The organism is Nostoc parmelioides FACHB-3921, assembly GCF_014696625.1.
Taxonomy (GTDB): domain Bacteria; phylum Cyanobacteriota; class Cyanobacteriia; order Cyanobacteriales; family Nostocaceae; genus Trichormus; species Trichormus parmelioides.
In genome coordinates this window covers 1-11052 of record NZ_JACJQL010000115.1, presented here as the reverse complement: position 1 = coordinate 11052, position 11052 = coordinate 1, and the positions used below count along the sequence as shown (strand labels likewise).

General features: G+C 39.4%; 17 protein-coding genes. 12 read left to right on the top strand and 5 right to left on the bottom strand.

The window, feature by feature from the left end:
• Window positions 1–229: 229 nt before the first annotated feature.
• Together H6G14_RS31615 and H6G14_RS31610 are read right to left on the bottom strand one after the other, a co-directional pair.
• The gene (locus H6G14_RS31615; protein ID WP_190572753.1) at window positions 230–1024 is read right to left on the bottom strand and encodes a TIM barrel protein; all 795 of its coding nucleotides are present in this window, start codon (window positions 1022–1024) and stop codon (window positions 230–232) included.
• On the bottom strand, window positions 1024–1722 hold the full coding sequence (locus H6G14_RS31610) for a hypothetical protein (protein WP_190572751.1): 699 nt from the start codon (window positions 1720–1722) through the stop codon (window positions 1024–1026). Before H6G14_RS31610 ends, H6G14_RS31615 begins: the two co-directional genes overlap by 1 nt.
• A 196-nt stretch (window positions 1723–1918) precedes the next feature.
• On the opposite strand from H6G14_RS31610, the gene H6G14_RS31605 reads away from it, so the two are divergent.
• The 4 genes from H6G14_RS31605 (at window position 1919) to H6G14_RS31590 (ending at window position 3978) form a co-directional block, all read left to right on the top strand.
• The gene (locus tag H6G14_RS31605; RefSeq protein ID WP_190572749.1) at window positions 1919–2254 is read left to right on the top strand and encodes a DUF5674 family protein; all 336 of its coding nucleotides are present in this window, start codon (window positions 1919–1921) and stop codon (window positions 2252–2254) included.
• Window positions 2254–2616 (top strand): hypothetical protein, encoded by a 363-nt coding sequence (locus H6G14_RS31600; protein ID WP_190572747.1) that lies wholly within the window; start codon window positions 2254–2256, stop codon window positions 2614–2616. Before H6G14_RS31605 ends, H6G14_RS31600 begins: the two co-directional genes overlap by 1 nt.
• 94 nt (window positions 2617–2710) lie before the next feature.
• On the top strand, window positions 2711–3070 hold the full coding sequence (locus tag H6G14_RS31595) for a hypothetical protein (protein WP_190572745.1): 360 nt from the start codon (window positions 2711–2713) through the stop codon (window positions 3068–3070).
• 185 nt (window positions 3071–3255) lie between these two features.
• Window positions 3256–3978: a fascin domain-containing protein gene (locus tag H6G14_RS31590; RefSeq protein ID WP_190572743.1), complete on the top strand. Its 723-nt coding sequence runs from the start codon at window positions 3256–3258 to the stop codon at window positions 3976–3978.
• A 164-nt stretch (window positions 3979–4142) separates the two neighbouring features.
• Here the strand turns inward: H6G14_RS31590 and H6G14_RS31585 are convergent, their stop codons facing one another.
• The 3 genes from H6G14_RS31585 to H6G14_RS31575 all read right to left on the bottom strand — a co-directional run bounded on the left by H6G14_RS31585 (window position 4143) and on the right by H6G14_RS31575 (window position 5975).
• Entirely contained in the window at window positions 4143–4406 is a 264-nt protein-coding gene (locus H6G14_RS31585; RefSeq protein ID WP_338421248.1) for a thermonuclease family protein, read from the bottom strand.
• Window positions 4407–4504: 98 nt separating this feature from the next.
• Window positions 4505–5188 (bottom strand): NADH-quinone oxidoreductase subunit NuoB, encoded by a 684-nt coding sequence (gene nuoB / locus H6G14_RS31580; protein ID WP_190572741.1) that lies wholly within the window; start codon window positions 5186–5188, stop codon window positions 4505–4507.
• A gap of 106 nt (window positions 5189–5294) precedes the next feature.
• Window positions 5295–5975: a thermonuclease family protein gene (locus H6G14_RS31575; RefSeq protein WP_190572739.1), complete on the bottom strand. Its 681-nt coding sequence runs from the start codon at window positions 5973–5975 to the stop codon at window positions 5295–5297.
• Window positions 5976–6160: 185 nt separating this feature from the next.
• Here H6G14_RS31575 and H6G14_RS31570 point away from each other — a divergent pair, with 185 nt between their 5' ends.
• From H6G14_RS31570 to H6G14_RS31535, 8 genes are all read left to right on the top strand, one after another.
• Entirely contained in the window at window positions 6161–7582 is a 1422-nt protein-coding gene (locus tag H6G14_RS31570) for a WGR domain-containing protein (RefSeq protein WP_190572737.1), read from the top strand.
• A 19-nt stretch (window positions 7583–7601) separates the two neighbouring features.
• The gene (locus H6G14_RS31565; protein ID WP_190572735.1) at window positions 7602–7826 is read left to right on the top strand and encodes a hypothetical protein; all 225 of its coding nucleotides are present in this window, start codon (window positions 7602–7604) and stop codon (window positions 7824–7826) included.
• Window positions 7827–7937: 111 nt separating this feature from the next.
• Window positions 7938–8354: a hypothetical protein gene (locus tag H6G14_RS31560; protein WP_190572733.1), complete on the top strand. Its 417-nt coding sequence runs from the start codon at window positions 7938–7940 to the stop codon at window positions 8352–8354.
• Between the two features lie 72 nt (window positions 8355–8426).
• Complete coding sequence (locus tag H6G14_RS31555) at window positions 8427–8996, top strand: hypothetical protein (protein ID WP_190572731.1); 570 nt, start codon at window positions 8427–8429, stop codon at window positions 8994–8996.
• Complete coding sequence (locus tag H6G14_RS31550) at window positions 8993–9175, top strand: hypothetical protein (protein ID WP_190572729.1); 183 nt, start codon at window positions 8993–8995, stop codon at window positions 9173–9175. The genes H6G14_RS31555 and H6G14_RS31550 overlap by 4 nt, the downstream gene beginning before the upstream one ends.
• A 55-nt stretch (window positions 9176–9230) precedes the next feature.
• Entirely contained in the window at window positions 9231–9701 is a 471-nt protein-coding gene (locus H6G14_RS31545; RefSeq protein WP_190572727.1) for a hypothetical protein, read from the top strand.
• 184 nt (window positions 9702–9885) lie between these two features.
• Window positions 9886–10386 (top strand): hypothetical protein, encoded by a 501-nt coding sequence (locus H6G14_RS31540; RefSeq protein ID WP_242054239.1) that lies wholly within the window; start codon window positions 9886–9888, stop codon window positions 10384–10386.
• Between the two features lie 64 nt (window positions 10387–10450).
• The coding region (locus H6G14_RS31535; RefSeq protein WP_190572725.1) for a WG repeat-containing protein at window positions 10451–11052 on the top strand (602 nt) is incomplete at its 3' end.

Sequence of the window (11052 nt, the reverse complement as noted above, 5' to 3'; positions counted from 1 at the left end):
TTAAGGTTCGGTTTTCTTCTGGCGTGAGAATGATGCGTAAAGGCGCAGGCATAATAGGTTAATTTTGCAGTCTTTCTATCTTATAATTAATTCCACCCACCTACTTATTGAGGAAGGTTATAATAATGAGCAGTTGTATCAAGCAGCACTTAAAAAGTTTCAATTAGTAGGGCTTTGGCCTTGGCAATCACAGAATATAAGTGGTTTGCTACAAACTATTATCAGTTAACTATCTAAGATTTAAAGCAGCAATTCGGTCGTACTCTTGCTGCACTACTGAAACAGGCAATCGATTCAATCGGCTCTCTAATACTAAAGGAACTCCAGTTGGAAATTGAGTAATTTGAGATAACCACCAAGTATTATCCATAATCCGCGAATGTATATCTTGTCGTCCATCATTGTCGGAAATATGAATTTCTAAAAGTCTTTCTAATGGTACTCCCAACCATTGATTGAGAATTATTTCGTTTTTCTGATGCCAAATGTTGAGATGTGCCAAGTCTATAACTATTTTGATTTGTGGAGTATCTTGGCAAAATTGGGCAAGCTCAGTAGCATTGTCCAAAAGATTCTCTACAGAACTGATAGGGTGTGTAGGATACATTGTCTCTACACCCAGAACAATATCCCGCTTTATACAAAGCTGATAAAGATAGTCAATGTTTTCTACAAATGTTGTGTATGCTTTGGCACGTTCAGTAGTCTTAGAAAAGTTTCCTCCATGTACTGAATAAGCTGTGATCCCGATACTGGCTAAATAGTCTGTCAAATGCTCAAAATATTTCCAATCTTGAGGTTGAGCTAGATTAAAAGGATAATGGCGATCTCTCCAAACAAAAGCATGATGCGCTCGATAGACCATTCCCATTTGTCTAAAGTCTTCAATTGCTTGGGTGGCATCAGCATCAGGACGAGGGCCAATAGCCAGTTCAGTATACCGGATTCCTGCATACCAAAATATTGTTAGTGCTTCACGGGTTGAAACTCCACCATAGGCTGACAAGCTCAAATACAATTCCATCAGTCCTCCGATATTGATGAATATTCAAAAATTGCAGTTCTAGGTTTAAGAGCAAATATCTTGGTGGAATACCCTATTAATGTGCTGATTTCAATCGCTAACTGCTGTTTTTGTTCGTCTGGAGCTTTCATATCTCTAAGCAAATATTTTATATTGCCGCAAATGTAGCCCTCAATTTGTTGTTTTATCGAAGTTTCACTATATTCGTTCACGTTATATATGCGTTTTAGAGGGATGTTTATCTCATCCTCAACTGCACCTAATCTTAAAGACAAACTATAGCTATACCCAATAAAGTGACGTTCGTCATCGTAACCATCAAGGTCTTCATGAATTTGGTAGTTACTCAAACCTATTGGTAGTTCCAGCGACGTTAATAACCAAGTAGTTGGATCTTCTGCAATACTAACTTTGGGTTCGCTATTGTACCAATAATTACTTCGAGTCTGTTTTAACTCTTGCACAAATGCTCTTAATTCTGGGATTTGTAACAAGCAACGAGCATCACTAGCCAAAGCATCAGTAATTCGTTTGAGTTCTATTACTTGCGCTTCTACTAACTTCTGTTCTGCATCCCGAATTTCTTGCATTCTTATTTCCACCAACTGTTGCAAAGAAGCAATCTGTGGGTCAAATTGATTAGCATGATTTTGCACTAATTCTTCATAACTCAAAAGCAAGGAACTAGAGTCTGTCATAACTTTCCTCAATTTTTCCATAACAAACTGTTAATAGCTGTTGCAATTTGAAGCTATTACAAAGTCGCTTATAGTTCTTTTGTACTAATATACCATTAACTCTTTCAATATATCCTTCAAGCTAAAATTAGTTGTTTGCTAGACCTAAGTATTGTATAAATTGATATTGTTAATTATTAAGTAGGGCTAATTGCAATTGGTTTTAATTATTCGTGAGCCTGCCACCCCTGAACAAATAGAGTCCATGCTGAAAACTTGGGATGTTTTCATTAAAATAGCAGTAGACATCGAACGCAAAATTCTGGCAGGCGGGGGTGTTCGGCATTATGAGTGTGAACAAGAACTACTCAAGGACGGAAGCAGACAACGTGATATTTGGGGGGCTGATTGGTCGCCTTTTACTCAGGAAATCGTTTTTGAATCCATCATTAACATCCGCCCCAGCCAAAACAATCGAAGTATGATCATACAATCTACCCAAATTCGGCAGCAAGTAAGTAAAATTACCCAACAATTGCTAGGAGGTTCATAATGCCTAACTGGAGTGCAATTAAAGCTAGTTTCTTAGCTTTAGACCAACCACATCAACTGGGTGAATTAGCATCAAGTCTGGCACACTTGAAGTCTTGGGTACAAAGTAGCGATTGTCATCAAGTAGTCCCGGTAGTATTAGACGAAAGCCTGTTGTATTTGTCTTTAATACAGCAAAACACCCAAATCTATGACGGGGAATTAAATCAACTTCAATTGGTATTACAAGATTGGCAACGCAATTGGGACAACATTAAGTCTCAATCAAGCCAAACGGCAAACATTGCAGATGTTGCTTCTGGTTGGTCAGGGCGAGTTTTAGATTTGTCTGGTTTGTTGAGTTCCCAATCCATGAGTGCTTAGTCTGAGCGATCGCATCTAGCGTTGGCGCTTACTCCATCACCACTGTCATCTCTGTGCCATGATGCCTTATCATGACTCTGGTCGCATTCAGCCAATGCCATTGGAACCCCAGCAACTCAACCTCTTCGCCAACAATACAATTACGCCCAGCTACCGCAGTAAAGCAGACAAACTACTGATGAGCGCGGATGCTTTGCAGCAATGGAAGTCGCGCATACGGGAGCATCAGCAACTGGTAAGGACAAACCAATCACCTCAGCAAGCTACACTGTTTGACCTAGCGCCTACACATTGTGATCCGGAGGCAATAGACCCGTTCACGTTGCATTTACAACCAATAGCTTTTTACCGGATGCCTGATGATTTTGGTCAAGCCGCTTTGTATTTTGTCATTGATTCTGCTGCTTCGCTATTACTTTACGTAGGGGAAAGCAAGCGAAGTAATAAACGTTAACAAGGGACGCATGACTGCAAGCATCAAATTAGCACTTACCAAGACCTACTACCGTATATTTCCTCACAAGTTCCTCAAAAACTATTGCTAAACTCGATCGTTGAGATATATCAATAGTTATGACTTTTCACAGGAGATGGAAAACGCCATTTTGGTCTTTTCTCCAATCCTGTAAAAAGTCAAGTTTGAATAAGCTGAAAATCATTTTAATTATCGGCGGAGGACTTTATTTTATGACAAAAACTCATTATTACAAAGTTACAGTCAAAATTGGCAATCAATCGTTTGCTGGGACGGACACAAACGTTTGTATTACGATCTGCGGTGACGAGGGAAAACTCATTAAGCAGCAACTTCAAATCGTTCATGATTCCATCGAATATGAGCGGCTCGAAACCTTACCCCAGGATAATGAAGATAAGGAAAATCTGTTTAAAGACCTTGATTCTGATTGGTTTACTGAAGTTGAACCTGTAGTAAAACCTGACCGTAAGATTGCCTTGCAAGCTCATAACGGTCAGTATGTCTGTGTTGAAAATGGTGAGGGAAGGTTGTTAGTTGCCAATCGCAGTCAGATTAATGATTTGGAGACTTTTAAACTGATTGATCTGGGGGATGGCAAGATTGCCTTGCAGGCTCATAACGGTCAGTATATCTCTGCTGAAAATGGAGGAGGAAGGTTGTTAGCTGCTAATAGCCGTAGTATTGATCATTGGGAAACTTTTAAACTGATTGATTTGGGGGATGGCAAGATTGCTTTGAAAGCGCATAATGGTCATTATGTCTGTGCTGAAAATGGTGGGGGAAGCTGCTTAGTTGCCAATCGCAGTAATATTGATCATTGGGAAACTTTTAAATTGAGTATAGCGGTTCTCAGTTGGGTGCAATACAGTAGCACCTGTGGGTGAACTATATGGGATTTTGGTCTTGTTTTGTTATTTTGGTTCGCTAACTTAGTCATTTTAACAGTGATGGCAATTCCAACAATATTTGTTGGCGGGAAATCAATTCCACAATCTTGATTTTTGTGAAAAGTTTCTATTGCCTAACCAAAAGCCTTGTTTTCAAATAGTTACCGTTCACAACCCACACCATCCCTATCCCTATCAAACCCATGCGGATCTGGCTGATTCACCCTAAATCTGCGGTAAGGAACATCACGGCAATTCAAATCTGGCGAGTTCGGCGGAATGCAAAAGTCTGGGTAAGAGCGATCGCACTGCTGCACTTGAGACTGAGTAGTTGCAGGCTGAGTTTTCTTCCCCCGCCTAAAATCCCAAGGCATCACCGGCTGCGATTGATTCCAAAAGCCCAACTTCTGTTGTTTAGCATTCACCTCAGCCTGGAGAAATTGGTCTTTAGTGAGATCGCATCCGCTTTGTTCATCTGGGTGATGGTTGCGGCTGCTATTGTTGGCATTGACTTGACACGCCTCTACCTTTTTGCGGTATTGGTTTGCGTTACTGCTTCTAATCCTATTCCCAGAGCAATTTCTTGAGGTGGAGCTTCACGGCTTGAACTTCTTAGATATTGCCCATCAAGCATAGGTGTAATTGCCTTCATTTGATGGCTGATGCTGTAAAAACGGTGAGTTTGCTTAGTCTGCTGTCTTTCTTGTATGCTTTCATTGGCAATTTTTTTCCGCAGTTTGATAATTGCATCAATGACTGCTTCTGGCCTGGGTGGGCATCCAGGAATGTAAACATCAACTGGGATTAACTTATCTACACCACGCACTGCCGAGGGAGAATCAACACTAAACATTCCGCCTGTAATCGTGCAAGCTCCCATTGCAATCACATATTTTGGTTCTGCCATTTGTTCATAAAGTCGCACCAAATTCGGTGCATACTTCATTGTGATTGTGCCTGCCGTAATTAATAAGTCTGCCTGTCGTGGAGTAGCACGAGGAATCATCCCAAATCGCTCCAGGTCAAAGCGAGATGCGTAAGCAGCCATAAACTCCATAAAGCAACAGGCTGTACCAAACATCATCGGATATAAACTGGACATTTTCGCCCAATTAGACAAGTCATCCAAGGTTGTCAGGATAAAGTTTTCTGAGAGATTTTGTGTAACTCCGATCTGCTCGACCGGGCTAATAATTGAGTTGGTCATAAGATGAAACTCCCAACAATTGTTATATACTTTTCATTTGTATTTGCCATAGATATGCAAGCAAGTACTTTTAATTTCTTAATAATTAAACTCACAAATCTAATAGTCATCTCTCACAACCAACCCCATCTCGCTCCCTGTCAAACCCATGCGGATCTGGCTGATTCACCCTAAATCTGCGGTAAGGAATATCATGACAATCTAAATCTGGCGAATTGGGCGGAATGCAAAAGTCTGGGTAAGAAGAATCGCACTGTTGTTGCGGCGATCGCACCGTAGTAGGCTGAGTCTTCTTCCCTCGCCTAAAATCCCACGGCATCACCGGCTGCGATTGGTTCCAAAAGCCTAACTTTTGTTGTTTAGCATCAGCCTCAGCTTGCAGAAATTGGTCTTTAGTACTCGCACACCCCTGGAAATACTGCGGATAAACCACAGCTTGCCCCTCTTGCACCATTGTCAGGTTCACTGAGCGGTTGTTGATAAATACCTCAGCTACGAGCCTTTTGTATCTATCACGCTCGATTGACCGGATTTGCACAGTCTGCCCCACTGGCAGTAGTTGCCCAAGGCGATTTCTAGACTGCTGCCCCCACGGAGTTTGTTTGAGTTCGGGTGCATCCACACAGCCCAGGCGAATGGTTACGGGTTGCCCCTGTTGATTGCGGACTCGTAGTGTATCACCGTCGCCTATGCTTACCACTGTCATATTAGGTAAACCAGTCTGTGCAACAGTTGGCGCTCCAGACAGCAGCATTAGAAATGCCGCAAGGATAACTGCTTTATTCATTGGTATGTGTAGGGTTGGCTATTTATTGTATTAATAATAACTTTAATTTATGTATTAGCCTGTGATTTAGATCAGTGCTGAAAGCTTAAAATACTCGCCACAATAGATACAAGCTAAGTGTAATTAATTACCTCTTTTGCTTGATCACATCTGATTAGCACACCTCAAGAGCTAGTAAACAAGTCATGCCAGAAGAAAAAACATATTTAGAGCTTTCTGATACTAATGGAAGCTCTCACAAATTTTATGAAGTTACAGTTCAAGATAATCTATTAACCATTCGTTACGGTCGAATTGGCGACTCAGGGCAGACTCAAACTAAAACTTTTCCTACCCCCGATAAAGCTCAATCAGAAGCCAATAAAAAAATTAAGGAAAAACTCAATAAAGGCTATGAAGTCGCAGTCATGGGTGTTCGCCAAAAACGTCCTGTGACACGCCGCCAAGTTACCAGCACTACTTCTAGCGCTCAACAAGCTCCTATTGTTTGGAAATTTGCTTCTAATTCAGCCGCTTTTGGCATTTTTGTCGATGCTAAACGTTGTTGGTTAGGAAATCAATCAGGTCAGGTATTTGCTTTGAATCATCAAGGTCAAGTCATTAATCGATTTAAGCTGCCTGATGGTGTTAAATGCCTTGTTGCAGATGATATGTGGATTTATGCTGGTTGCGATGATGGCAATGTTTATGACCTCACTGGTAAGTTACCTCGCCTCAGCTACAAAATTGATGAAAATGTCGATATCTTTTGGTTAGACATCAACGATGCCTTGTTAGCTGTTTCTGATGCCAATGGTGGTGTAACTACTATTGATCATGATGATGAATCACAATGGACTCGCCTCAGCCAAGGTGATTCAGGCTGGATGGTACGTTGTGATCAATCTGGTGTTTATCATGGTCACAGCAACGGAGTGACTATGTATGACTACCAAGAAGGTCGAATGTTATGGCATCAAAAAACTCAGGGCGGTGTATTATTTGGTTGGCAAGAAGCATCCGCAGTTTATGTCGGCACAAGTGACCACAAAGTTCACTGCTTTTATAAAAACGGCAAACTTGGTTCTGTTTTTAAATGTGATGCTCCGGTTTACTCTTGCGCCACTGCTCTCAACGGTAAGTATATTTTTGCTGGAGATAATAGCTCTTCCATCTACTGCTTTGATCTGATGGGAGAACGCCTTTGGAAACTTTCTACAGGATGTGGCTCCGCTTTATCTATGCAGTTTTTTGATAACCATATTTATATTGTGACCACAGATGGTTATTTAGCTTGTATTGATGCAACTGAAACGGCTATTCGTTCTGCTCAATTGGGTACAGTTCCCCAAGCCCTAGTAATTAAAGCTCCAAAAGGTGAAGGAGCCACACCCTCATCTGTTGTTGACACTACTACAAATACTAGCTCTGGGGTCATTGTTGAGTGTTTTCGAGAAGGTAGCAAGTTAAGAGTGCGTGTTATTTCTGATAGCTACAATCCTAAGTGGAAAGTCCAGTTCCCCAAAGATATTCGTGTTGAAGGTGCGCGTTACATGGTTCAAGAAATACGTGAATCAGCTAGTGGTGGCTTTTACCGTGCCTACGGGGATATTCAAAAGCTGATTTAGCGAAATATAAACGGTCGCAATGAAACAATTGATACTTGTATTAGGAGTAGGAATTTTACTTATACCTGTGAAGGTAACTTGCGGTTCTCCTGGTGCAGCCTGCGCTCAACCACCACTTCCTGGAACCAATAGTCAAGTTAGATATTACTACGAATATGAACCACTGGGTGTAATGCTAGTAGAGTTAGTGATTCGGGAAAACTTGCCGTTTTATTACTCCAGTGGAACTGAGGATGTGTACTGAGTTAAAAATATTATTGGTTAACCCTAAGCCTTGTTTCGGGATGGTTATTTTGTATTGGTGGGTACAATTAATGATGTGATTTTCGCCTATGGAATAAATAGTTAGGTAAAAATGCAGTATATATCTTCAGCAATTTATTTTTCTATTTTGGTAATGATGGTAATAACGCCACTTGCAATGCCCTTTCTGTTAAGGCGGAAGGGTTATGTAACTAGTTTGCTATTAAGCAGTTTTCTATCTTTGATGACGTGCGTACTTCTAGTTACTTTGTTGGCATATTTACCAGATTTATATGCCGAGATGCGGCTTGATTCTCTGGGTTTTGATTTTAATGGCTGGTCAGACGAAGACCGACTCAGAAAGATTGCTCCAGAATTCAGAGACGAAGCAATAAAACTTTATCGATCGACTATGGGCATTGGGTGGACTCTGAAAGCTATTACTGGGGCAGTTTTGCTCATTCCTTATCAAATTGTTGCTTCTGGCTTAGTTTTCATAGTGAGTAAGTCGAAAAAATATGGCAGTTAGCACCTAACCACAGTTTACAGTGGACGCAAAGGCGGTGGCTGTTATGCCAATAATTGTAGTAAATGTAAGAAAATGTATCATCGAAATTTCAAACTTCTGGTTTTTCTGACTACCCCATTTCTGGGTATCGGAATTATATTTTTACCAACTATTCCAACTTTGGAGGGTGCTAAATTTCTATTCTCTATAACTATATTGTTACTAAGTTTTATTTTTGGTTTTTTATTATTTAAAAATCCTCAATATTTACCATTTAGAAAAAAGCGAACTTTTATTTTTCTATATTTATTATTATCGAGTGTGCTATTTTTGTTGGTCTCATTTATCGTTTTGATATCGTCTGCTTTTGATGCTACAAACATTGAAACTGTGACATCTAAAGAATATCCTACAACGGTATATTTATACAACTATACATGTTCTCCACCAGATACTTCTACAGGATGTGACACATACCACGGGGAATTAAAATTTAGACTTGGTTTTACTCCTTTTGTAATTACAAAGTTTAATTGTGATTGTTTTTTTGGGTCACCAGATCGCGTTGGTGAGTGTGTAACGATTCCCTTGGAAGCAAACCGAAATTCAACAGCATCTGCGATTAAAATTAACTTAAAAACTGGCGAATTTCTTCCAAGATGAACTGCAAAACTTTAATTTACGATCCGAATCAGCAAGAAGTAATTAATTTAACTGTTGATAAAAAGCGTTATAAATTGGTACGTTGGGATGTTGCCGATACACCCCAGATGTTGTCAGAGTCTTCTTTGGAACGATATACACAATTCAGCTTGCTTACCATCATCTGTAGCACTTCGTGAACAAACTTTCTCTATCAGCAACACAAAGTTAGGACAGCATTATCCCTTGTAATCAATGAAAAAACTTATTCAAATCTCAATTATTATAATTCTATCACTAGGTTTGACATATCATTTATTACGTATTGCTTTTCCAATAACCTATATAGTTGACTGTACTCAAGCTAATAAAATCACCAAAATATCCGACACTTTTATAAGTGCAATTGGCGATCCATCGCCAAAAGAAGCAGAAATTATAGCACAAAGGTATATCACAAAAGCCTTTTGTTTAAATGATTTAAAGGGTGATTCTAGCTTCAGCCCTAAACCATATTTCTTTAATGTATCAAACTTAAGTTCTAAGTATCAAATCATTGGTTATAGTGGTGCTGGTTTTCGTAGTCCAGGCAATTTACAAGTAAAATTTGACAATGGGACTCTCCTAAATTTTTGCTTTAGTATGATGGTAATTAACTGCAATCAAGCTCAAGAATGCGATTGTCCTTATGATTTTAACTGGGAACCAAAACCCAAGCGATCTTAATAGTAACTCAGGAGAAATATTACAAAAATATAATGTTTACTAAAAATGAAGTTTTTAAATATAGATGACTTATTCCATGAAAATATTTAGCAAAATAGCAATATGTATAACCTTATTTATTTGTGTCGCAATTCTAATTATCAGTATTTATCCTGGTGCATTAAATAGTTTCTTTTTTCCAGTCATGCTGGTGTCAATTGTTTGTGTACCATTTGCAGTATTGGCAATTCTCTTCTGGGGATTGAGAACTTTAGGAAGACGGGATTTGAAAAGTATTAGACTTAGAAGGCAAACTTTTGTACCCTGGAGAGAAGTTGCTATCATTGCAGGGATAGTTTTAGTTTGTTATGTCCTGCTCAAGTTCTACATCCCCCGTCGTTTAGCATTTATGATATCGCAATCGGCGTTTGAACAAGTTCGGGTACAACTTCCTATTTCTGCAAAAGGAAATATCAAATTAAACCGCAAACTCGGTTTATATGAAGTTGATGAATACGCTATGGATTCTCGTGGTGGTGTATATTTTCGTGTCTTCTGGCGTGGTGATGGTCTAAGTCCTGATACCATATCCTATGGTTTTGTCCATCAACCGAATAGTGAAGGAAGTCCATTTGGTGCTGCTAAGTACCAATTATTTTACTTGTACGGTGATTGGTATTGGTTTCGTGTATCCGATGATTTTTAGGGATGACAATTAAGCTAGTTTTGAGTTATGGATAAGTGACATTACTACTTATTCAGTCACAAATATGAAATCTCATATTCACCATACCTTGATTTTGCTAGTAGCGATAACTGGAATAACATTGTTTTCAACTCCATCTATATCTAGTGATACTCATCAATCAATATCTTCTATCACAGTTAAGTCTGCAAAAGAGAATTTATTACCCCAGTTATGGGATGTAAAAATCAACGGGAAATATGGATATATTGATCGCACTGGTAAATTAATCGTTAAACCCCAGTTTGATTATGCTTCGTCCTTTTATGAGGGATTAGCTCAAGTCCAAGTAGGTGAAAAATGGGGATATATTGACCACACAGGTAAATTGGTCATCAAGCCACAATTTGATAATTGCGATCGCTTCTTGAATGGGTTTGCTAAAGTCGAAGTTGCTAAAAAGTGGGGAATCATAGACAGTAGTGGTAAGTTTGTGGTTAAACCACAGTTTGATAGTCTTGGAGCTTTTGTCAATGGTTTTGCTTTGGTTGCTATCGGTAAAAAATGGGGATTCGTTGATAATAAGGGGAAATTAGCCATCAAACCTCAATTTGATAGTGCTTGGTCATTCTTTGAGAATTTAGCAGCAGTTCAAATTGGTAGAAAATGGGGATTTGTTGATAATAA